This is a genomic window from Mycolicibacterium phocaicum (assembly GCF_010731115.1).
Classification (GTDB): Bacteria; Actinomycetota; Actinomycetes; order Mycobacteriales; family Mycobacteriaceae; genus Mycobacterium; species Mycobacterium phocaicum.
Window position 1 is genome coordinate 3,890,630 of record NZ_AP022616.1, and the last position, 21,054, is coordinate 3,911,683.

Genomic DNA, 21,054 nt, shown 5'->3' on the forward strand with positions numbered 1-21,054 from the left:
GCACACTAGCGATCGCGCCCATCTACGTCCAGTCGGACGTATAAAATGGGCCGGTGGAGACGGGCGGTCAGGTCGATGGGCGACGCGTTCGCGGCGACGCGACACGGCGGAAGGTGGCGCGCGAAGCGGCGATGATCGCGACCACCCATGGACTCGACTCGATCACCGTGGGCACGTTGGCCGCGGCCACCGGAGTCAGTAAGAGCGGCATCCTTACGGTGTTCGGAAATCGGGAGGCGATTCAGGTCGCGGCCGTGGTCGAGGCGCGCAACATCTACCGGGAAGCGGTGCTCGCCAAGGTCTACGAGGCGGCCCCCGGCGCGCCACGGCTGCGCGCGCTCATCGAGTCCTGGGTCGACTACCTGCGTGCCGGCGTTTTTCCCGGCGGATGCTTCATCGCGGCGACATCGGCCGAATACGGCCGGCGCGACGGACCGGTCGCCGACGAGGTCAGGAAGCTCAAGAGGGGCTGGCTGGCGCTCCTGGAAACTGAGTTGACGGCCGCGGGCTCACCGAACCCGGCGGTCGATGCATTCAAGATCGACGCCTTTCTCAATGCCGGCAACACACGGCGGGAAGTGTTCGCTGACGACGCAGAATTGTTGTGCGCCAAGGAACTTGCGATGAACGTCGTCGACCAACTGCCCAGCGGTTAGCAGGCAGCCCACAATCTTGAGCGAATCTCATCTGCCGGGCGCGCCGCAATACCCCTGAAAGTTGTGCTTTTTCAGGGGTATTCGCGTGTCAGTAGGTCGGTGGTGGGATGTCTTGTTGCTCGGCGGCGGCCTCTGCGGCCCGGGCGGCTTCTGCGGCTTCGCGCTCCTCGCGTTCTTTGCGTTGACGGGCGAAGGCTTCTCGGGCGGCCTCGCGTTCGTCGATGTCGGCTTGGTTGAGAGCGCGTTCGTAGGCGATCTGCTGGGCGAGGTTCTGGGCGCGGGTGCGACTCCGGAGGGGCATCATGACACCCCGCCCCGGCGACGCCGGGGTGTCCAGATCCGTGCCCTCCGGTGGTGGCGGGTGCGGTAGCGGGGTATCGGTGACCATGCGGGGGAACAGGATTCGGCTCCCGGGCACACTGACGTAGGTGTGGCCCGTCGGTGCGGTCCACACGATCGTCCCGTCAGACTCTTGACGGTCCCGCCAGCCATCAGGCCCGCCGTAGAACGTTTTCAACAAGTGATGTTTGCGGCATTTGGGGCCCAGGTTCCCCGGATGGGTCGGCCCGGCCGGCCAGGGAATCGTATGGTCCACATCGCAGGCGGTGGCGGGCTGATCGCAGCCCGGGAACATGCACGTCATCGCGCGCATGCGGACGAATTCGTCGATGGCGGTGGAGGGCCGGTACCGCGGCACCCCGCCCAGATCAGTGGCCGACGCGACTGTGCGGACCGTTGCGCCGCGGGCCACCAGGTCGGCCAGCACCGCCGGGGGCACCGCGCCGCCGCCGAGGACATACCCGACCGGGGTGCGCACCGGCGCCGGAGGCCGAGCAGGCGCCGGAGCGGGTGCCGGGACGGGCGAGGCCGCCGGCTCGGGCGCAGGACCCGCGTCAGCCGCTGGCTCACGCGCAGGCGTGGGACGCGACTCGGGCGCAGGAGCCGGCGTGGGGGTGGGCGTCGGCTCGGGTACGGGAGCCGGGCTGTGGGCGGGCTTGCTCGCCGGCACCGACTCGGCCGTGGGGCGCGGCGCTGGCTCGGGTGCGGGAGCCGGGCTGTGGGCGGGCTTGCTCGCCGGCGGCGGCGACGGGGCGGGCGTCGGCGTGTGGGGCGCGGCCGGGTCCCCGCTGAGCAGCGGATCGGCCACCGGCACCGGCAGCGCATCGGTCAACACATGAATGAACACGGCGGCGGCGCGGGCATCCGGCCCAGCCGCCGGGCAGTCCGCGATCCCGCACTGGCAAGCCAGCCGATCCCCACGCGCCGCCAACACCCCCAGGGCGTCGGCGCGGCGCTGGGCGAAGGTGCGCGGATCATGCTCACACACCTGCCGCGCCATCTCGGTCAGCACCCGATCCAACAGTTCGGCATCGGTGGCCAGGAGGGCACCCCAGATGGAGGCCACCCCGGTCTCGTCGTCGGGTTTGCCGACCCCGACCCCACGTTTGCGGGTGGCTGAGCGCACCTTGACCACGGCGGCCGGGTCGAACTTGTGCACCCAGCCGTCGATCTTCTTCTCGATCTTCTTGCGCGACAGCCCCGCCCACTCACACAACGCTCCGGCCAGGGCAGCATCGATCACCGCCAAAGTGTTGGGGTCCTCGACCAGGCGGGTGCGCCAGCAGATCAACGACACCGTCCGCGCCGAGACGCTGCCGTCGGCGAACACCGCCGCCACCCGCGGCAGCCGGAACCGCAACGCCAGAGCGGTCGCCATCTGCCCGGACGCTTCGCGCGTGCTGATCCCCAGGGCGGCCCCGATCTCGCAGGCCGCGGCATCCCAGCCATCACACGCCCACCACTGCCGGTGATCTTGGTCATCGACGCGCAGTACGACCAGGTCGGCGATCGCGAAAAACCGGCCCGCCGCGGACCGGTTCTCCACCCGCAAGAAATGGGTCATCGAGTCGACCACGGAGACATCGTGGACCAGCGTGCCGCTGGCCCCGACCCCCACGTGTTCGAACATACTTGCGATTCTAGGTGAGGGGTATGACACGCGCCACTGTTATGTCTCAGGACATCGGTGACAGTTCTGCATCAGGACATCGGTGACACTTCCGGTGGTCTTGGTGGTGACATTTCTGCCCTCAGGCCCGGACGATGGCTGTTCACGAAACTCGTCGATCCTGTGTCGGTCTGGCGATCGCATAGTGGGTCCCGCCGCATCAAGCTGGAGAACTATTGACGCATGCGCATATTGTGTGTCGATCTGCATTACGCGACCGGCCAACGGCGTATTTTTAGCTACGCCCACATGTGGCACGAGCACGAACGCTTGGAAAGCAAAGGTGCGGGTCATGGCAGCCGATGTCGATTTTTGCGTTGTGGGGGCGGGTTTCGCGGGGCTGACGGCTGCCGTGCGGCTGAAGCAGTCGGGCCATTCGGTAGCGCTGCTCGAGGCGCGGGACCGGGTCGGCGGCCGTACCTACACCGAGGTGCTGCCCGACGGTACCTGGATCGACCGCGGCGGGGCATGGGTCGGACCGGGTCAGGACCGCATCAAAGCGCTGATGGCCGAATATGGCGTCGGCGAATACAAGGAGTACGTCGACGGCGATGCCATGATGGTCATCGACGGCAAGACGCACCGTTATTCGGGCACCATCCCATGGGCCATGAGCCCGTGGGCCATCGCCAACCTCGGTGCGGGACTGCTCGAGGTCGGCCAGATGTGCAAGACGATTCCGTTCGACGCTCCCTGGGAGGCGAAGAAGGCGGCCGAATGGGATCGAATCACGCTGGGGGAGTGGCTGAATCGGAATATCCATTCGCATCAGGCGCGCGAGATGCTCGACATGGCGATGGCCGGCATCTACACCTCGGCGGCATCGGAGGTGTCGCTGTTGTGGGCGCTGCACCAGATGGGCTCAGGTGGCGGTCCGGTTTTCGTCATCTCCAACTCCGGCGGCGCGCAGGACGCCCGGGTGCGCGGCGGGATGGGCGCCGTCTACGGACCCATGGCGGCCGAACTCGGTGACGCACTGCATCTTTCACGTCCGGTGGACCTCATCGCGCAGGACGACGACGGCGTCACCGTGCACTCCAAGCGGCTGACGGTCCGCGCCCGGCACGTGATAGTCGCCGTCCCCCTGGCCATCGCCACGCACATCGAATACGAGCCCATGCTTCCCGTCGACCGGGCCTTCCTGCACCGGCGGATGCCCAGCGGCGCGGTCTACAAGATCTCGGTCGTCTACGACACCGCGTTCTGGCGGTCCGACGGGCTGTGTGGGCAGTCGGCCGCACCCGGCAGTCCCGCCACCTTGACCATCGACGCCTGTACCGACACGGGTACGCCCGGGATCATGTGCGTCATCACCGAAGGACCGGCCGCCCGCAAGCTCGGACTGCTCGATCCGGCGGCGCGCAAAGCCGCGGTCATCGGTGAACTCGTCGACCGGTTCGGCGCGAAGGCGGCGTCGCCGGTGAGCTATCACGAGCAGGATTGGACGACAGAGCGCTACTCCGGCGGCGGGATGATCAGTCATGCGCCGCCCGGCGTGCTCACCGAGTTCGGACACGCGCTACGTACCCCGTGCGGCCGCATCCACTGGGCCGGTACTGAGAGTTCGGCGATCATGTGCGGCTGGATCGACGGTGCGGTGCGCTCGGGCGAACGCGCCGCCGCGGAAGTCATGGCTGCGGAAAGTGTTCTGGCAGGCTGAGTTTCAGCGCGACGACCGCCAGCGGGCGATCTCGCGTCCGACCTCGGTCGCGGGCGGCCGGCCGAAGAACCACTCTTGACCGATCCGGTACCAGTTGTTGGTGCTCTGCAGATGGCCCAAGGTGCCGAAGGTGAGGAAGTCGGCGCGCCGGGAGAAGACATGCTCGGGTGGCACCATCTGGCGCTTCATCCCGGCGAACTCGGTCTGCCGCGGATCGATGGCGGAGACGACGGCGCCGGTGGCCAGCTCGGACGTGATGGTGAGGTCCTCGTCGATCATGTGCCATTCGCTCGCGGCCCAGATGTACTCCAGGCAATCCTGTGCTGTCACACCGGATTCCGTGTCGACGATGCCACGGCCCAGCATCAGACGGTACAGATCGTCGGCGCGGCCGTCGATCGCGGCGTGGAAGCAGTCCAGCTCGAAAGCCACGTTGGCCGGATCCATGCGGTTGTACAGCCCGAAGTCGACGAAGCCGACTCGTCCGTCGGCGGCCAGCATGATGTTGCCGGGGTGCGGATCACCGCAGAATTCGTGGTTGGTGAACAGCGAGCCGATGTAGAAGCGATAGACCAGTTCTCCGATGTGATTGCGGTCGGCCGCCGGCAGTGTGCGCATGTGCTCGAAGCCCGTGGCCTCGAGGTATTCGGTGACGAGCACCCGCGGCGTGCAGTACTCGCGCACGCTGTCGGGGACGACGATGAACGGGTGTCCCCGGTACTGCTCGGCCACCACATGCTGGGTGTCGGCCTCGCGCAGGTAGTCCAGTTCGCTTTCGAAGTTCCGGGTGATCTCGTCGAGCATGGCGGTGTTCGCCGACGGCCACAGCCGCCAGAGCTTCATCAACAGGGCGAGATTGCGCATGTCGGCCTGGATGGCCCGGTCCACGCCCGGGTACTGCACCTTGACCGCGACATCGCGGCCGTCGCGCAACCGCGCGCGGTACACCTGACCGATTGATGCTGCGGCCGTAGGGGATTCGTCGAAATCGGCGAACACCGACGACATCGGTCCCAGGTCGGATTCCACGACGTCGCGCATGGCACTGAACGGCGCCTGCGGCGCTTGATCCCGAAGTGCGGCAAGCTTTTCGCGGAACTGCTCCCGGTGCGATTCGGGGACCAGGTCGAGCTCGATCACCGACAACATCTGCCCGAGCTTCATCGCGGCGCCCTTCATCGAGCCCAGCACCGTGACGAGATTCTCGGCCATCTCGATGGTGGCGCGTTCCGCCAGTAGCTCTTTGGCGCGTTCGGACCGGCCCACCATCGACAGTCGGGTCCGGCCACCGCGCACCGCTTGTTTGGCGGCCAGTGCACCCAGCTTTCCGCCCCGCGCGAGACGCCCTTCAGGCAGCCGACGTGCCACGCTGCCCGCCGCAGTGCCGGAGCAGCCGCTCATTCACCATGTCGTCGATGCTGTCATGCAGGAGTCTCGTTCGCCCAGGAATCGGCGGCACCTATCAGGCGGTGCCAGGCCTCCAAGCTCGTCAGGCGGGTAAGGGCGTCGCCGTCCAGTGCGGCTGAAACCTCAAGCGTTTCAAGAACTACGCCCTCTGACACCGCGACATCGAGGACGTAGGTGACCCTTTCGGCGTCGGGGTGGCCGAGCAACTCGGCAACTGCGGGCCTTGCGAGTTCAGGGTCGATCCGGTTCAGCAGCGACAGCAGCGCGGCCAGCACGTCGGAGTTGCCCTGCGCCGCCGTCCTGGCCATGCGCAGCGCACGGTCCGGGCCGGCCGCCCGCATGATGTCGTTCATGATGGCGGTGTCGGACACCAGGACGCCGGTCAGGATGATTCCTTCGTCATCGTCGATGGCCTTCTCGAACGCCACGATGTGCTCCTCGGTGGCGAATTCGACGAATCGGGACGCGGTCAGGTAATCGCGGCGCCGCAGCAGTTCCTTCGCGGCGGGGATCAGGAGCTTGGCGGGCAGCCTCGGGGCGAAGTGCGGGATCACCCGCGGATCGACATACGGTGCCGCATCGGCGAGGTAGGTCGGCTTCAAGCCGGAGAGCACGCCGATGGCGCGATCGCTGTGAGCCAGACCCACTGCGCCACCGACGCGTCCCGCGACTTCGGGTGGTACCGCCCGCTGCGCGACAGTGACCACCAACGCGTTGGGGACCAGCGGAGCGAGCCGGCCCACCCGCGCGAATGCCTCGGCCTGCTCGTCGAACAGTGCGTCGGACAGGGCGCCACGGAGCGCTTTCAGATCGTCGGCGCCGAGGCGCTCGAGGCTGGACAGGCGTGCGGTGTCGGTCTGCAGCAGATCCGCGAGGAGCGACAGTTGGGCACGGGTCAGGATGTCGGCCATCAGCTCATCACTTTCCGAACAGAATCTTGCGGGCTGCCGGGCGGATCAGCCGGGGCAGGACCTTGAGCCCGTCGTCGAGCGAGCGGTCGAGGCCATGTTGATGGGCCACCCGGGCCTTCCGGAGTAGGCCGAGCAGCAGGGCCGATTCCTCGGGGGTCAGTTTCTCCAGGACGTCCCGCGGCTCCTTGAGCTCATCGAGCAGCGGATTGTCGGTACCTGCAGCGGCCATGTCCATCCTAAATAACTATCAGATTGGGATTGCAATATTATCCGAAGGCCGACGATTTGCTGAAAAAGTGCCCATAAGCTGGCTCGTTATCTGGATAGCGCTAGTATCGAGGTTCGTTGGGTGGAGGATGCGGAGGACGTGGTGGCGGCTCGGAAGGTACTGACTCGGGCGGAGAGCCAGGCGCAGACCCGGCAGGAATTGTTGGACGCCGCGGAGCGGCTGTTCTACGCCAACGGTTACCACTCGACGTCCCTGGCGGCCATTGCGGCGGAGGCGGGCCGCACCATCGGTGCGGTGTACAGCAACTTCGAAGGCAAAGAAGCGCTGTGCCTCGAGGTGATCCGCAATCGGTACATGGCCGAACTCAATCAACTGCTCGGGCCACTGATGGCTGCCGGCGAATCGGCCGACGACAGGCTCGCTGCCCTGGCCAGCTGGTGGGCTCGCATCGGTGCCGAACCCAACCTGGTCGTGCTCACCGCTGAATATGCGACCAGTACTTTCCATGACCCCGTCCAACTCGCCAAGGCGCGGGAGGCCATCGAGCGGTTCAAGGAATCCACCCGGGTCATCCTGGAAGATGCAGTGCCCGAAGGCGTTCCGCCGGACCATCCGCTGATGGACGACGCAATTGAAGTGGCCGTGGCGACCGGCTCGGGCATCGCCATGGCCCAGGCCGTGGGGACCATCGACGCCGAGCGTGGCGCCGCCCTCATGGTGGCCAACTTGAAGCTCTGGTTCGACACGCTCGCCAACGGCAGGCCTGACTAGGACGTCGTCACCTGCCGTGTGGCGGCAGTGCGTAGCGCTGCGACAACGTCATCGGCCGACGCCAGATCGGCGGCACAACGGGCCCGGTGGTCCCAGATGACTTGCCGCCCACCCTGTTCGACGACGAACACGCCACCGAGCCGGCTCGGATCACCGGTGCGTTGATAGGGATAGACCCCGGCCTGGACGGCCGTGATGAAAGCCTTCGCATTCCGGATCGGGTCGAACAGTCGATGCCGGGACGCCAATCCCATTGTGCGATAGAGGGTGTGGTCCTGGGTCGCCATGACCGGAAAGCGCGACCGGGCCCGGTTCCGGAATGTGAAGCCCTGGATCGAGGTGCCGATTCCGATCAGGATCACCTGTGCGCCAAGTGCTTCCACCTCATCGAAGCGGGAGGTCAAAGCTCTGGCCTGCGCCAGGCCGAAGGCGCTGCCGAACTGTGGCAGGAAGACCAGCGCCACCGGACCGTCACGCCAGAAGTCCTGAAACTCGTGCAGGTGGTGCCGGTCGTCGAACACCCGCTCGTTGCTGATGACGTCGACCCGGCTCATCTGCCCACTCCCACAACGGTATTCGATGGTTCGGCCGCATCCGGAGCTGCGGGCGCGAACGGGCACATCGTGCCGCGTTTGCCGTGCTGCAGCGTCAGGCCGGGATCGTGGGTCATCTCGACGAAGCCGGTGCTGTCGGCATGGCGAATCACGTTGTGCAGGTAGCCCCACGTCTCGGGACCGAAGTACGGGATGAAGATCCGGTCGAAGATCGGGTTCTGCAGCGCCTTGACGGTCGCCTTCACCAGCAGTGCGCCCAGCCGCGGGCGCATCCGGTAGTCCTCGAGGCCGCAGATCTGCCGGACATACGGCGTCAGCAGCGGGATAGCGGCCCAGATGGCGACGCGCATCAGCACGCCGATGACGAGGTTCGGGTACAGCGGCGTCATCGGGGGATGGGTCATGAAGTCGGTGAGTTCCTGCGCCGGCCGCGTGAACGCCATGAGCTCCTGCTCGGCCCGTTGCACCCAGGCTTCGACATTCTCGGGGGTGTCGGGAAGCTCGCCCGCCGGCATTCCCATCAGCTGGCAGACCTTGACCTGCTCGCGGTAGAACTGGCGCTCGTCGTCGTCGGTCGCATGCGGGTCGCCGAAGGCCTTGTACGCGCGCCACAGGTGCGGCCAGCCCACGACGTAGGTGAACTTGAGCGTCTCGACATGGTTGGCCTGGAACAGTTCGCCGGTCGCTGGAACCTCGCCGGTGATGTGAGAGTGCTTGCGGAACAGGTCAACTCCCACTTTTTCGGCGTTGGCGGTATCGCCCGCGACGGCGCCGGCGAAGAAGTGGAGGCTGCGCCGGATCCGGCCGATGGTGTCGTAGTAGTAGGTGGTGTGGTGACCGACGCCGTATGCCCCGTCGGGGTCCAGTACCGAGATGAAAAGTCCGGATAGGGCGCCCATTCCGGCGACCATGACGTTCTCGTAGACCTTCCAGCTGATCGACTCGGGCCCGAAGTAGCCGTTGTCGATCCGAGGGGCCTCCGCTATCGCCAGGGCCTTCTTGCCGTTCTTGCCGTGCAGCTTCAGCAGGAAGTCGTACCGGCGATCGATTCGCTGGCGTTCGGCTTTGGGCATCGCGACGTCCTGGAGTCGGACGGACTTCATGGTTCCTCCCATGGTGATTGGGATAGCAACGTTATTCCAATGGCGACGTTACCTCAGCTGGTGTGGGTGGACAAGGGGCGCGCGTCCGCGGGGTGGGAAACGCGAGTGCCTGTGGCACGCAACCGGCCATAAGATGCGCAGCACCGACAGGACGGAGAGCGGGATGTCAGACGCCGCGGTGCGGGCCGCCGTGCAGAGGTTGGTGGACGCCGAAGAGTTGCGAGCGGGCTTGGGTGCCTTCGCGCGCATGGTCGACGGCAAGCGGTGGTCGGACGCGTCGCAGGTCTTCGCCGACGACGTCACCTTCGATTACGGCGACCAAGGGCCGCAGTCAGGCCTGCCCGCGTTGGTGGAGACGTTCCGCCGGTATCTCGAAAAGTGCGGCGGCACACAGCATCTCATCGGCTCCATCCAAGTGGAGGTGCGCGACGACGACACGGCGGTGACCCGGGCCTACGTACAGGCCCGGCATCAGGGCCTCGGGCCGCTGGCGGCAGACACCTTCGACACCAACGGTGAATACACCGACACCTGGGCCCGGCGGCCCGAAGGCTGGCGGATCGTCAACCGGATCAGCCGGTGGTCGGCGATGTCCGGCAATCCAGCCGTCTTGTTCCCGCAGTAACGGGATCAGCGGAAGCGGACGTCCATGGTGGCGAGGCCGAAGATCTTCTTGCCGCCCGACTTCGCCCCGACGATGACGACGCCGGTGCGGGTCTCGGGATCCAGCGACTTGATCTTGCCGCTGAACTCGATGTCGCAGCCTTCGGTGGCCGGCACCACCGCGGGCGCAGACAGCCGCACCGTGTAGCGGCTCACGGCACCGGGGTCGCCGGACCAGGTCGACGCGTATCCGGCGCCCAGGCCCATGGTCAGCATGCCGTGCGCGATGACGTCGGGCAGCCCGGCCAGCTGGGCCAGGTCCTTGTCCCAGTGGATCGGGTTGGCGTCGCCCGCCACGCCGGCGTAGTTCACGAGGTCGCCGAGCGACAGCCGAAGGTGACTTGCGGGGAGTTCGTCGCCGACGGATACGTCATCGAACGACGGCGTGCCCGGCGTGCGGGCCGCGTCGGTGGCGATCCGGACCTCGCCCTCGGGGCGCACCGTCTTGCGGTACTCCTCCGAGCCGATGTCCAGGATGTTCATGTCGTGCATCATGGCCTTCTGCACGGCCGTCTTGACGTCGCCGTCGATGTCCTCGGCCGTCACACCGACGACGGTGGTGTGCAGCGTGTGGACGCGCTCGCCCTTGGTGTCGGTGAAGGTGTTGGTCACGGTGATGAAGTCGCGGCCCGCGGTCCGGCGCACGGACGTCAGTTCGACGTCGATGACCAGTTCGTCGCCCGCCACGATCGGGCGGTGCTGCTCGAAGACCTCTTCGGTCTGCAGGTAGGTGTCGTAGCCGACGACGATCGACTCGAACATCCGCCGGTTGCACTTCATGCCGGGCGTCGAGGTGAAGGTGATCGGCGCGATGACGTCGGCGTAGCCGAGCTCATTGGCGGCAGCGACGTCCCAGTGCGCAGGGTGGTAGTCCTGCACCGCGCGGGCGTACTCGCGCAGCTTCTCGCGGCCGACCAGGTAGGTGCCGTCCATCTGGTAGTGGTGGCCGATCCGCGCTTCGAGCGGCGACGCTTCTGCTGCTGTCGTCATGACTGTGCCCAACTTTTCTATCGACATGTTCGCTGAGGCCGACCAAAGCACCCTACGCGGCGACATGGCGGCAACACACGTCGATGCGCCGTCTACCTGCGCAGGGCGGTGGCAAATGTGCCCAAAACCACGCGAATCGGGGGACTGTCGTGGCTGTTCGCGGGCCGTGCTTGACTGGCAGCATGGCTCGCACACCCACCTTGGCCCGTCGGTTGTTCGAGCGATACGAACCCGTGCACGCGATCACGTACTTTGCGCCCGAGGCGCGCGCGGCGGCCGTCGACCTCGGCTACCGCAGCTTCTGGAGCGGCTACTTCGTCACCCGGTCAGCGCCCCTGGGCCCGGTGCCGCCGCAGGTCGTCGAGGCGATCTTCTACAACTTCGCCGCCCACCGCGTCGCGAAGTCGCTCGCCGGTGCGTGGGACATCGCGACGCCTCAACAGGCGCTCGCGGCCAGGGAAGCGGGCGCGGTCGCCGCATTGCGCCGCTACGGCCTCACCGCAGACGACACCCTGCGTCCCGCCGCCGATCTGCTCGGCCGGGTCGCGCGCGGCGCAGCCGTCGACGGCCGGCCGTTGTTCGCCGCCCTGTCCGCGGCGCCGTGGCCCGACGAGCCGGTGGCCGCGCTGTGGCACGCGGCAACCTTGTTGCGCGAACAGCGGGGCGACGCCCATGTGGCCGCTCTCGTGGCGGCCGGCATCACCGGCCGTGAATCCAACGTGCTGCACGTCGCGGCGGGCCGCACCACCCGGGACAAGGTCGTGTCCACGCGCGACTACGACGACGCCGAGTGGGACGCCGTCACCGCGCGGCTGGCGGCACGGGGCCTGGTGACGGCGGACGGCTCGTTGACCGACGCGGGACGCGAGCTGAAGAACGACATCGAGTACCGCACCGACGCGGCCGCGCTGGCGACGCTCGACGTGCTGAGCGACGCCGAGGTCGAGATGCTGTTCCAGGCGCTGACCCCGATCGCCCGGATGGTGGTCGCCGGCGGCGATCTGCCGGCCATCACCCCGATGGCGTTGCAGCACAGCGATCTCGACGATCCCAGCGCACACCTGGGCTAGGCGGCCAGGGCACCGCGCTTGCGCAGCAGCGGCAGCACGCCTTCGGCGAACCAGTAGGCCTCTTCGAGGTGTGGGTAGCCGGACAGGATGAACTCGTCGAACCCCAGGTCGTGGTACTCGGAGATCAGCGCGGCGACTTCTTCATGGCTGCCGACGAGTGCAGTCCCGGCGCCACCGCGGACCAGACCGACACCGGCCCAGAGGTTCGGGTAGACCTCGAGGTGGTCGAGCCGTCCACCGTGCAGCGCGGTCATGCGCCGTTGCCCCTCGGATTCGGAATTGGCATGCAGTGCTGTGGCTTTGGCGATCTGTTCGGGCGTCAACTCAGCCAGCAGAGAATTGGCGACGGCCCAGGCGGCTGCGGAGGTGTCGCGGGTGATGGTGTGCAGCCGGATGCCGAACCGCAGGGTGCGTCCGCGGGCCTTGGCCAGTTCGCGTACCTGTGCGATCTTCGCGGCCGCGGCGGCCGGCGGTTCACCCCACGTCAGATAGACGTCGACATGCTCCGCCGCGATGGGCAGCGCGGCCGGTGACGATCCACCGAAGTACAGCTGCGGCAACGGGTTCGGTGGTTCGGAGACGCGGGCATCGGTGACGGAGTAGTGCCTGCCGCGGTAGTCCACGGGGCCGCCGCGCCAGACGTCGCGCACGATCTCGAGGAATTCACCGGTGCGTTCGTAGCGCTGATCGTGGCTGAGCCAGTCGCCGAAGCGGCGCTGCTCGACATCGTCGCCGCCGCTGACGATGTTGAGCAGCAGCCGTCCTCCGGAGAATCGCTGGAAAGTCGCTGCCTGCTGCGCGGCCAGGGTGGGCGGCACCAGACCGGGCCGGAAGGCGACCAGGAACTTGAGTCGTTCGGTCTGCTCGAGCAGGGCTGCCGACGTCAACCAGGCGTCCTCACACCAGGTTCCGGTCGGGGTCAGCACCCCCTCGTACCCGAGCCGGTCGGCGGCGCGGGCCACTTCACCGAGGTAGCGCAGGCTGGGCTTGCGGTATCCCGCGGGGACCGTGTGGTGCGATGACGCGTGCGACGCGCCGACGATCGAGCGACTGTCACCGTTTGTGGGCAGAAACCAGAAGAACTTGGCGGACAAGACGATCCTCCTATTTTGCGGTGGTCCAGAACTGTGACAACTGATCGCCGAACCGGTTGTCGACGAACTGCGAAAAGGTGGTTTTGTGGTCGATCTGTCCGGATTGTGTGAACGCGTCGGCGAGCTGCTGCTCAGAGGCGATCACCGCATCGTTGATGGGAATGGGCAGCCGCAGGCTCCGAGACTGCGCGACACGGGCCACCTGCGGATCGATTCCGATTGCGGCAGCGTACTTTTGGTACCACTCGTCGGGGTGGTCCTTGGCCCAGAGCGAGGCCCGCGCCACCCGTTGGACGAAGTCGGCCAGCGCGCTGTTGCGTTTGGCGTCCTGCAGCGCGGCCACCGCGGCGATGCCGAATCCGTAGCCGTTGGTGACGCTTTCGGCGGTGACGACGGTACGGACCTTGAGCTGGTTCTGGGCCAGGGCCGTGTACGGATCCCAGATGGCCCAGGCATCGGCCTGCCCCTGACTCAGCGCGGTGAAGGCGTCGGCCGGCTGCAGGAACACCAGCTGGATGTCCTTGACCGTCAGGCCGGCCTTCTGCAGCTGGAGCAACAGATGGCCGTGTGCCGAGCTGCCCTTGCCGACGACGACCTTCTTCCCGCGGAGGTCGGCCACGGTATGCACCGCTGAGCCGGCGGGGGTGAGGATCTGGTCACCGGCCGCGCTGTTCGAATAGGCCGCGATGACGCGGATTTTCGCGTCTGCCGCAGCGCCGAAGATCGGCGGCGTGTTGCCGGTGACGGCGAAGTCGATCTTGCCCGCGGTGGCTGCCTCGACCTGCGGGGGCCCGGAGGTGAACGTCGAGAACTGCACCTTGTAGGGCACGTTGTCGAGCTCCCCGGCGGCCCGGAGCAGCGATTCGGTGCCGCCCTTCTGGTCGCCCACCTGCAACGTCAGCCCGGTCAGGTCGGATGCCGGAACTGTCTGCGGCACAGCCACTTCGTTCTTGGCGTCACGGCTGGAGACGCAGGCGCTGAGCAATGCACCGGCGGCGAGGATGGATACCAGGCGTGCTGCCCGGGAATGTTTCACAATGTTCTCCCGTCAGACACCGAGTTGCGCGAGCAGCTCAGTGCGGTAGTCGTCGGTGCGTCGGTCGCGCTGGTCATGCGGCTGGCGCGGATTCTCGATCGTCAGGGTGTGCGCCACGCGTCCGTGCTCGAGCACCACGATGGTGTCGGCCAGTGCGATGGCCTCGTCCACATCGTGCGTGACCAGGAGCACCCCGAAGTTGTGCTGGCGCCAGAGGTTGAGCAGCAGGCGGTGCATCGACAGTCGGGTGAGGGCGTCGAGCGCGCCGAAGGGCTCGTCGAGTAGCAGCAGTTGGGGCTCCGCCACCAGCGCGCGGGCCAGGGACACCCGCTGCGCCTGACCACCGGACAGGGTCAGCGGCCACGCCTGCGCCTTGTCTGCCAGGCCCACCTCGTCCAGGGCCTGATCGGCGCGGGAAAGCGCCTCGGCGCGAGACAATTTGGCGCGGGTCAGGCCGTATCGGACATTGTCGCGAACGGACCGCCACGGGAACAGCCGGGGTTCCTGGAAGGCGACGGCCGGCGCGCCCTGTACCTCGCGCTCGCCCTGGAAATCACCGGCGAGGCCGGAAAGCACCCGCAGTATTGTCGATTTTCCGGAACCGCTGCGCCCGACGAGCGCGACGATCTCGCCGCGCTTCACGCGGAGGCTGACCTCGTCGAGCACCCGATTGGTGCCGTACCACTTGGATACCGAACGTAACTCCGCTGCGGGCGGTTCCGATACCACCGGCGGTTCCACGGGTACTTCGTAAAGTGCTGTCACAGGGTGCCTTTCAGACGCGGTAGCGCAAAGCACGGCGCTCCAGAATCCGCACCAGTGCGTCGGTGATGATGCCGAGCAGCGCGTAGACGACGAGGCCGAAGATGATCACGTCGATGCGGAGGAAGTCGCGCGCGTTGTTGATGAGGTAGCCGACACCTGAGTCGGCGTTGATCTGCTCGGCGACGATGAGCGTGAGCCACGAGATGGCAAGCGATTGCCGCAGGCCCACCAGTACCTGGGGTGCGGCGCTGGGGATGACGACGGTCCGCAGCCGTTGCAGGGGCGAAAAGCCGAGTACGGCAGCCGTTTCGAAGAGCTTGGGGTCGACCTGGCAGATGGCCGACGAGGTATTGAGGTAGAGCGGGAACGCCGCACCCAACGCGACCATGAGCACCTTGGGCAGCTCGCCGATGCCGAACCAGACGATGAACAGCGGGATCAGGCCGAGGTGCGGGAGCGCCCGGATCATCTGCATCGTCGGATCGACCGTGGCGTCGGCCCACCTCGAGAACCCCACGAGGGCGCCGAGAGCGGCGCCGATGACGCCGCCGAGGAGCAGGCCCTCGGCGGCGCGGATGCCGGAGATGCGCAGCGCTTCGGCGAGTTGACCGTTGCCGATCAGCTCGATGCCTGCCTCTGCGATGGTCTGGGGTGCCGGCAGGACCGCGGGATCGATGAGGCCCCACGCGCTGCCGGCCTGCCACAGGATGAGTACCGCCAGCGGTGACAGCCAGCGGATGATTTCCCAGCGCCGGGCATGGACGCGGCTGCGCCAGGAAACCGCCTGCACCGCTGCAGGTTCGGTTCCGGGGGCCGCGCCGGCCACCGGGGCCTCGCGGGTGGTCATCACGCTCCTCACGTCGACGGCTATCGGTCAGGCGCGCACGCCATGACACCGAACGTAGGAGGCCGGGCGCGGCACGTGAAGAATTACCGTCGCCCTGATTCCACGGGAACGGGGGCGCGTAGTCTCACGCCTGTCAGATGAATCGATCGAGGGGTCGGCAGGTGGTCTACGTCGAGTCAGCCGTCCGGGGCAGGCAGATCATTGCCGCCGCGCGTGACGTGCTGGTTCGCGACGGCGTCGCCCGTACGACCATGCGTGCGGTGGCCGATGAGGCGCAAATCCCCTTGGGCACATTGCAACACGTCTTCCCGACCAAGCAGAAGCTGCTGCGGGCCGTCATCGAAGACGTGGTCGAGAAGATCGCGGAGGTGTTGCGCACCTCGGCCGATCTCGATGATGGCCTCGAACATGCTGTCCGGCAGGGTATCCGCGGTTTCTGGAACACCCTGGTCGTCGGCCACGACAACTTGCAGTTGGTCCAGTTCGAGCTGGTGGTCCAGGCGCTGCGCACTCCCGGGCTCGAAGACCTGGCGCGCTGGCAGTACGAGCGATACGTCGACGTCGTCGCCCATTGGTGCGAGCAGGCCGCCGCGCGGGCCCAGGAGACGGTGGCGATCGGCTACCGGAGTATCGCGCGGACCATCCTCGCGGGTATCGACGGCCTGATCGTGCAGTACGTCGTCGATCCCGATCCGGCGCGCGCAGACGAGGATCTCGACACGCTCATCACCATGATTCTCGGGGCTGCCGCCGTGCAGCCCGTGTCTTCGGACTGAGCGACCGACCTTGCCACCTGGGCAGATGTGCCTTATCGTCAAAGTCAGTCAGTTGTATGACTTGGAATCGGGCAAGCGTCAGGAGAACGCCATGGATCGTGTCGACGTCGTCATCGTGGGAGCAGGACTTGCCGGGCTCAGCGCCGCCCGCAAGCTGACCCGGGCCGGAAAGGCCGTGGTGGTGCTCGAGGCACGCGACCGGGTGGCAGGTCGCAACCTCGGTGGCACGCTCAGCAACGGGGTGCCGGTCGAGATGGGCGGCCAGTGGGTCGGGCCGACGCAGGATGCGGTGCTGGCCCTGATCGATGAGCTGGGGCTCGAGACGTTCGCGTCCTACGATGCGGGCGATGCGATCACCGTCTACGACGGCGAGAACCACCGCTACGCCGACGAGACGTTCGGCCTGCCACCGCAGACCCTCGCCGAGGTCGGGCGACTCTGGGTGGAGATCGAACAGCTCGCGCAGAGCGTGGACACGGGCTCGCCGTGGACCACCGCCGGCGCGACAGACCTGGACCGCCAGACGCTGGATCAATGGCTGGTCGGGCAGACCACCGATGCGGTGGCGCTGCGGTTCTTTCGCCTGATCGTTCCCGCGCTGTTCTCCGCCGAGTCGCCTGAACTGTCGCTCCTGCACTTTCTGTTCTACGTCAAATCCGGGACGAGCCTCGAGGTGCTCATCTCGACCACCGGCGGCGCACAGGAGTCCCGCGTGGTCGGCGGCACCCACCAAATCTCGGAGCGCATAGCCGCCGAACTCGGAGATGCCTTGTGGCTCAACACCTTTGTCAGCGGCATCGCCCAGGATGCCTCTGGGGTCACGGTGACCTACGACGGTGGGCAGCTCGCGGCGGACCGCGTCGTGGTCGCGGTACCGCAGACTCTCGCCGGGCGGCTCCGCTACAGCCCGCCGCTGCCCGCGGCGCGCGATGCGCTGACCCAGCAGTTCCCTGCGGGCTCGGTCATCAAGTTCAACATCGGGTATCCGACGCCGTTCTGGCGCGATGCCGGTCTGTCGGGCTTCGTCATGAGCCTCGACGACGAGTTCAACGTCGTGCTCGACAACTCGCCGGCCGACAGCTCCTGTGGCGTCCTCGTCGGGTTCCTGGAGGGCGCACACGCCCGGCGGGCGGCAGAACTCACCGCCGCGGAGCGCCGCGACCTCGTCACCCGGAATCTGGTGAAGTACTTCGGTCCGCGGGCCGCCGACCCCTTCGACGTTCTCGAACAAGACTGGACCGCTGAGGAATTCAGCCGGGGCTGCTACGGCGGCCGGCTGGCCGCAGGTGTGTGGACGCAGTACGGCAAGGCCGTGGCGGCGCCCGTCGGCCGTATCCACTGGGCAGGCGCCGAGACCTCCGATGTCTGGAACGGCTACATGGACGGCGCGATTCGATCCGGCTACCGTGCGGCGGACGCCATCCTGGCCGAAGGGGCGTGACCATGAACACCGAAACACAGCAGACCGCCGTGGCGATCGTCGGCGCCGGCGTATCCGGTCTGATCGCCGCGCGCGACCTCCAGCGGCAGGGTATCGAGGTGCTGGTGCTAGAGGCCGCGGACCGGGTCGGCGGGCGAACGCTGGCCGAAACGTCCGCGCTCGGCTCGCGACTCGATCTCGGTGGTCAATGGATCGGCCAGGGACACCACAGATTTGAGCAATTGGTCGACCAACTCGGCGCGACCCGATTTCAGATGCACACGCCGAAGGCGCCCGCGATATTCGACGGCCCGCAGACCGTCTCGCCCAACTCGCTGCCATTACTCACCGCCACGGGGGCGCTGGCGGCCGCCGAGCTGCTCAGCAGACTTCCCGTGAGGGGCCGATGGAATACCGCGACGGTGCAGTCGTGGCTACGCAGAGTTCCGTCCGACCGCGCGCGCCGACTGCTCGGTGCGCTGGTCGAGACGACGTCGTGCGCAGGACCCGAACAACTTTCGGTGCAGGCCTTTCTCGAGTTGGTCCGCTATCAGGGTGGCTTGCAGACCATGATGAAAACCAGCGGTGGCGCGCAGGATTCACTCGTACTGGAGGGCGCGGGCACCCTTGCCGAGCGGCTTGCGGCCGGGCTCGGCACGCGCGTCCGGACGAGTTGCCGCGTCACCGCCATCCGTCAGACTGCCGATGGGGTGGTCCTCGACACCAGCGCTGCCGCGGTGGCTGCCCAGCGTGCCATTGTCTCGGTGCCACCGCCGATGACGACGAGCATCACCTTCGAACCGCCCTTGCCGCCGGAACGAATCACTCTGCAGCGCAACATGTTCATGGGGACGGTGTACAAGGCCGTCGCGGTCTATGAGACGCCGTTTTGGCGGGCCCGTGGCGATGCGGAGTGCATGCTGCTCGGGGAACCCAACGTTGCAGTCTTCGATACCTCGCCGCCGGCCGGCCCCGGACATCTGTGCATGCTGGTCGGTGGTCCCCAGGCCCGCGCCCTCGACGATCTGGACACCGACGGCCGGCGCGCCGTGCTGCTGCGTCAGCTGGCGCCGCACCTCGGGGACGCCGTCGAGCGGCCGGCGAGTTGGCACGAAAAAGCCTGGCACCTGGACGTATTCGCCGGTGGTGGCTACACGGCGCTGCCGGCTCCAGGGACCAGCGAGGGCTTCTATCCCATGGCATCCATGCCCACGGGGCGGATTCACTGGGCCGGAACGGAAACCGCTACCGAACACGCCGGCTACATCGAAGGGGCCATCGAGGCCGGCAATCGCGCGGCACGGGAAGTTGCCAAGACGATCACGCATGGATCTCAGACGAAAGCGCATTGATCGTCCCGTCTGACCTATCTAGGTTTTGACGTATGAAGACAGTATTGATCACGGGTTGTTCGTCAGGCTACGGGCTGGAGATTGCTCGTCACTTCCACACGCAAGGCTGGAATGTCGTCGCGACCATGAGAACGCCACGGCCCGAGCTTCTTCCGGACTCGGACCGTGTCCGGGTGCTGGCGCTCGACGTGACGGATCCGCAGAGCATCGCCGGCGCCATCGCAGCCGTCGGCCCGATCGACGTGCTGGTCAACAACGCCGGCGTCGGGGTGGTGGGCGCTTTCGAGGCCACTCCGATGGCGACGATTCGGGAGGTGTGCGAGACCAACACCTTTGGGGTCATGGCAATGACGCAGGCAGTGATCCCGCAGTTCCGTGAACGACGTTCCGGCTCTGTCGTGAACGTGACGTCCAGCGCGACCTTGGCGCCGATGCCGCTGGCTGCCGCGTACACCGCTAGTAAGTCGGCGATCGAAGGCTTCACCGGCTCGCTGGCACTTGAGCTCGACTTCTTCGGCGTGACCGCCAAACTCGTCGAACCGGGCTATGGGCCGGGCACCAACTTCACCGCCAACGGCGCCTCCCGAATGGACGGCCTGCTGCCGCGGGAGTACCTGGACTTCGCGGCTCCGGTCATGGCCGGGTTCGGGAATGTCGACGTGTTCACGACTGCTTCCGACGTCGCCCAGGTCGTCTACGAGGCCGCGACGGATACGTCGGGCCGGTTGCGGTTTGCGGCGGGCCCGGATGCGCTGGCCCTCGTCGCCGTGCAGAGTGAATAGACACGTACTCGCCCGGTCGCGGGTACCGTGTCGAAATGGCAACGGACCCGCTCGATTTCATCGTCGCGCTGTTGCAGTCCCGGGCGGTGCGGTCCAAGATCGTGGCCGGTGGCGGTCAGTGGAGCATCCGTAAACCGCGGTACACCGACCCGTCCTTCTGCGTGATGCTCGACGGCGCATGCTGGTTCCATCCGCAGGGCGGCGACGCGACCGAACTCCGCGAGGGTGACTTCTTGCTCCTGCCAGAGACGCCGAGGTTCGTATTGGCGAGCGATCCGGCTCTGCCGCCGATGGACGTGCCGATCGACGCCGAAGGTGACGCCGCCTACGGCGACAGCGCTCCGACGATGCGGATGCTGGGCGGCTACTTCCAGTTCGATCGTGCGAACGCGGAATTGGTTGCGCGGCTGTTGCCACCGGTGATCCTCATTCGGCGCGGCCAACCGGGCGCGGCTCGTCTCGGTCGCATTGTGGAGCTGATAGCCGAGGAAGCCGGCGAGCACAATCGGTGCCGGGATCTCATCCTCGAGCGCCTGGTCGAGGTGCTGCTCATCGAGGCATGGCGGTTCGAAACCGAGCACGCATCGGCCGAGAAGGGATTGCTTGGGGGACTGGCTGATCCAGCCTTGTCAGGAGTTCTCCGGGCATTGCACGCCGATCTGGCCGGGCCGTGGACGGTCGAGAAACTGGCGCGCACGGCGGGGATGTCACGGGCCGTTTTCGCCGAGCGGTTCGCCCGCACCGTCGGCATCCCACCCATGCAGTACCTCACCGAATGGCGGGTTGCGCGAGCGAAGGAACTGCTGCTGGACGAGCGGCCCGCGCTCTCGGCGGTTGCCGGCAAAGTGGGCTACAGCTCGGCGAGCGCCTTCAGCGCGGCGTTCACGCGGGTGGTCGGGTGCTCGCCGGCCGCGTTCGCCAAACACGGCTATCGCGGCGCAGGATGACGGTGAAAGATCC

At 67.0% G+C, this 21,054-nt stretch carries 21 protein-coding genes; 10 read left to right on the forward strand and 11 right to left on the reverse strand.

The annotated features are described in order from the left end of the window. The first annotated feature begins 53 nt into the window (after positions 1-53). On the forward strand, positions 54-656 hold the full coding sequence (locus G6N46_RS18655) for a TetR/AcrR family transcriptional regulator (protein WP_138251243.1): 603 nt from the start codon (positions 54-56) through the stop codon (positions 654-656). Between the two features lie 88 nt (positions 657-744). On the opposite strand, the gene G6N46_RS28960 is transcribed toward G6N46_RS18655, so the two are convergent. Then, positions 745-2,625 (reverse strand): HNH endonuclease signature motif containing protein, encoded by a 1,881-nt coding sequence (locus G6N46_RS28960; protein ID WP_163692876.1) that lies wholly within the window; start codon positions 2,623-2,625, stop codon positions 745-747. 331 nt (positions 2,626-2,956) lie between these two features. Between G6N46_RS28960 and G6N46_RS18665 the strand changes: the two genes are divergently transcribed. Continuing rightward, on the forward strand, positions 2,957-4,324 hold the full coding sequence (locus tag G6N46_RS18665) for a flavin monoamine oxidase family protein (protein WP_138251241.1): 1,368 nt from the start codon (positions 2,957-2,959) through the stop codon (positions 4,322-4,324). 3 nt (positions 4,325-4,327) lie between these two features. On the opposite strand, the gene G6N46_RS18670 is transcribed toward G6N46_RS18665, so the two are convergent. The 3 genes from G6N46_RS18670 to G6N46_RS18680 are packed head-to-tail and all read right to left on the reverse strand — an operon-like array spanning position 4,328 to position 6,871. Next, complete coding sequence (locus G6N46_RS18670) at positions 4,328-5,725, reverse strand: ABC1 kinase family protein (protein WP_407665125.1); 1,398 nt, start codon at positions 5,723-5,725, stop codon at positions 4,328-4,330. Between the two features lie 20 nt (positions 5,726-5,745). After that, a complete protein-coding gene (locus G6N46_RS18675; protein ID WP_163692878.1) occupies positions 5,746-6,642 on the reverse strand; it encodes a hypothetical protein in 897 nt (298 codons plus the stop codon). A 7-nt stretch (positions 6,643-6,649) separates the two neighbouring features. Beyond that, a complete protein-coding gene (locus G6N46_RS18680) occupies positions 6,650-6,871 on the reverse strand; it encodes a hypothetical protein (RefSeq protein WP_138251238.1) in 222 nt (73 codons plus the stop codon). 120 nt (positions 6,872-6,991) lie between these two features. On the opposite strand from G6N46_RS18680, the gene G6N46_RS18685 reads away from it, so the two are divergent. Continuing rightward, positions 6,992-7,642 (forward strand): TetR/AcrR family transcriptional regulator, encoded by a 651-nt coding sequence (locus G6N46_RS18685; RefSeq protein ID WP_138251237.1) that lies wholly within the window; start codon positions 6,992-6,994, stop codon positions 7,640-7,642. Here G6N46_RS18685 and G6N46_RS18690 read toward each other — a convergent pair. Further along, entirely contained in the window at positions 7,639-8,196 is a 558-nt protein-coding gene (locus tag G6N46_RS18690; protein ID WP_138251236.1) for a peroxiredoxin-like family protein, read from the reverse strand. The genes G6N46_RS18685 and G6N46_RS18690 overlap by 4 nt on opposite strands. Continuing rightward, complete coding sequence (locus G6N46_RS18695) at positions 8,193-9,299, reverse strand: oxygenase MpaB family protein (RefSeq protein WP_138251235.1); 1,107 nt, start codon at positions 9,297-9,299, stop codon at positions 8,193-8,195. The genes G6N46_RS18690 and G6N46_RS18695 overlap by 4 nt, the downstream gene beginning before the upstream one ends. 163 nt (positions 9,300-9,462) lie before the next feature. On the opposite strand from G6N46_RS18695, the gene G6N46_RS18700 reads away from it, so the two are divergent. Then, positions 9,463-9,924, forward strand: a complete 462-nt coding sequence (locus G6N46_RS18700) for a nuclear transport factor 2 family protein (protein WP_174814064.1) — start codon at positions 9,463-9,465, stop codon at positions 9,922-9,924. 5 nt (positions 9,925-9,929) lie between these two features. Here the strand turns inward: G6N46_RS18700 and G6N46_RS18705 are convergent, their stop codons facing one another. Continuing rightward, positions 9,930-10,952, reverse strand: a complete 1,023-nt coding sequence (locus tag G6N46_RS18705; RefSeq protein WP_053854963.1) for a fused (3R)-hydroxyacyl-ACP dehydratase subunits HadA/HadB — start codon at positions 10,950-10,952, stop codon at positions 9,930-9,932. 182 nt (positions 10,953-11,134) lie between these two features. On the opposite strand from G6N46_RS18705, the gene G6N46_RS18710 reads away from it, so the two are divergent. Next, complete coding sequence (locus G6N46_RS18710; protein ID WP_064858884.1) at positions 11,135-12,022, forward strand: SCO6745 family protein; 888 nt, start codon at positions 11,135-11,137, stop codon at positions 12,020-12,022. On the opposite strand, the gene G6N46_RS18715 is transcribed toward G6N46_RS18710, so the two are convergent. Genes G6N46_RS18715 through G6N46_RS18730 form a run of 4 tightly spaced genes read right to left on the reverse strand, consistent with a single transcriptional unit; the run spans position 12,019 to position 15,764 of the window. Further along, positions 12,019-13,116, reverse strand: a complete 1,098-nt coding sequence (locus G6N46_RS18715; RefSeq protein ID WP_061003685.1) for an LLM class flavin-dependent oxidoreductase — start codon at positions 13,114-13,116, stop codon at positions 12,019-12,021. The genes G6N46_RS18710 and G6N46_RS18715 overlap by 4 nt on opposite strands. A gap of 10 nt (positions 13,117-13,126) precedes the next feature. Continuing rightward, a complete protein-coding gene (locus tag G6N46_RS18720; protein WP_138251234.1) occupies positions 13,127-14,152 on the reverse strand; it encodes an ABC transporter substrate-binding protein in 1,026 nt (341 codons plus the stop codon). A gap of 12 nt (positions 14,153-14,164) precedes the next feature. Continuing rightward, positions 14,165-14,917 (reverse strand): ABC transporter ATP-binding protein, encoded by a 753-nt coding sequence (locus G6N46_RS18725; protein ID WP_138251233.1) that lies wholly within the window; start codon positions 14,915-14,917, stop codon positions 14,165-14,167. Positions 14,918-14,927: 10 nt separating this feature from the next. Then, entirely contained in the window at positions 14,928-15,764 is an 837-nt protein-coding gene (locus tag G6N46_RS18730) for an ABC transporter permease (RefSeq protein WP_061003690.1), read from the reverse strand. Between the two features lie 161 nt (positions 15,765-15,925). On the opposite strand from G6N46_RS18730, the gene G6N46_RS18735 reads away from it, so the two are divergent. The 5 genes from G6N46_RS18735 to G6N46_RS18755 all read left to right on the forward strand — a co-directional run bounded on the left by G6N46_RS18735 (position 15,926) and on the right by G6N46_RS18755 (position 21,041). Continuing rightward, positions 15,926-16,540, forward strand: a complete 615-nt coding sequence (locus G6N46_RS18735; protein ID WP_138251232.1) for a TetR/AcrR family transcriptional regulator — start codon at positions 15,926-15,928, stop codon at positions 16,538-16,540. 91 nt (positions 16,541-16,631) lie between these two features. Beyond that, entirely contained in the window at positions 16,632-17,981 is a 1,350-nt protein-coding gene (locus G6N46_RS18740; protein WP_061010445.1) for a flavin monoamine oxidase family protein, read from the forward strand. Positions 17,982-17,983: 2 nt separating this feature from the next. Continuing rightward, on the forward strand, positions 17,984-19,312 hold the full coding sequence (locus G6N46_RS18745; protein ID WP_138251231.1) for a flavin monoamine oxidase family protein: 1,329 nt from the start codon (positions 17,984-17,986) through the stop codon (positions 19,310-19,312). A gap of 32 nt (positions 19,313-19,344) precedes the next feature. Beyond that, positions 19,345-20,094: an SDR family oxidoreductase gene (locus G6N46_RS18750; protein WP_138251230.1), complete on the forward strand. Its 750-nt coding sequence runs from the start codon at positions 19,345-19,347 to the stop codon at positions 20,092-20,094. Positions 20,095-20,129: 35 nt separating this feature from the next. Beyond that, the gene (locus G6N46_RS18755) at positions 20,130-21,041 is read left to right on the forward strand and encodes an AraC family transcriptional regulator (protein ID WP_138251229.1); all 912 of its coding nucleotides are present in this window, start codon (positions 20,130-20,132) and stop codon (positions 21,039-21,041) included. Positions 21,042-21,054: the final 13 nt, after the last annotated feature.

Excerpts from the sequence above, each read along its gene's own strand:
- G6N46_RS18700 (WP_174814064.1), top strand. The coding sequence starts at position 9,463 with ATGTCAGACGCCGCGGTGCGGGCCGCCGTGCAGAGGTTGGTGGACGCC.
- G6N46_RS18710 (WP_064858884.1), top strand. The coding sequence starts at position 11,135 with ATGGCTCGCACACCCACCTTGGCCCGTCGGTTGTTCGAGCGATACGAA.
- G6N46_RS18730 (WP_061003690.1), bottom strand. The coding sequence starts at position 15,764 with ATGACCACCCGCGAGGCCCCGGTGGCCGGCGCGGCCCCCGGAACCGAA.
- G6N46_RS18690 (WP_138251236.1), bottom strand. The coding sequence starts at position 8,196 with ATGAGCCGGGTCGACGTCATCAGCAACGAGCGGGTGTTCGACGACCGG.
- G6N46_RS18740 (WP_061010445.1), top strand. The coding sequence starts at position 16,632 with ATGGATCGTGTCGACGTCGTCATCGTGGGAGCAGGACTTGCCGGGCTC.
- G6N46_RS18745 (WP_138251231.1), top strand. The coding sequence starts at position 17,984 with ATGAACACCGAAACACAGCAGACCGCCGTGGCGATCGTCGGCGCCGGC.
- G6N46_RS18675 (WP_163692878.1), bottom strand. The coding sequence starts at position 6,642 with ATGGCCGACATCCTGACCCGTGCCCAACTGTCGCTCCTCGCGGATCTG.
- G6N46_RS18665 (WP_138251241.1), top strand. The coding sequence starts at position 2,957 with ATGGCAGCCGATGTCGATTTTTGCGTTGTGGGGGCGGGTTTCGCGGGG.
- G6N46_RS18750 (WP_138251230.1), top strand. The coding sequence starts at position 19,345 with ATGAAGACAGTATTGATCACGGGTTGTTCGTCAGGCTACGGGCTGGAG.
- G6N46_RS18705 (WP_053854963.1), bottom strand. The coding sequence starts at position 10,952 with ATGACGACAGCAGCAGAAGCGTCGCCGCTCGAAGCGCGGATCGGCCAC.
- G6N46_RS18680 (WP_138251238.1), bottom strand. The coding sequence starts at position 6,871 with ATGGCCGCTGCAGGTACCGACAATCCGCTGCTCGATGAGCTCAAGGAG.
- G6N46_RS18755 (WP_138251229.1), top strand. The coding sequence starts at position 20,130 with ATGGCAACGGACCCGCTCGATTTCATCGTCGCGCTGTTGCAGTCCCGG.
- G6N46_RS28960 (WP_163692876.1), bottom strand. The coding sequence starts at position 2,625 with ATGTTCGAACACGTGGGGGTCGGGGCCAGCGGCACGCTGGTCCACGAT.
- G6N46_RS18670 (WP_407665125.1), bottom strand. The coding sequence starts at position 5,725 with ATGAGCGGCTGCTCCGGCACTGCGGCGGGCAGCGTGGCACGTCGGCTG.
- G6N46_RS18695 (WP_138251235.1), bottom strand. The coding sequence starts at position 9,299 with ATGAAGTCCGTCCGACTCCAGGACGTCGCGATGCCCAAAGCCGAACGC.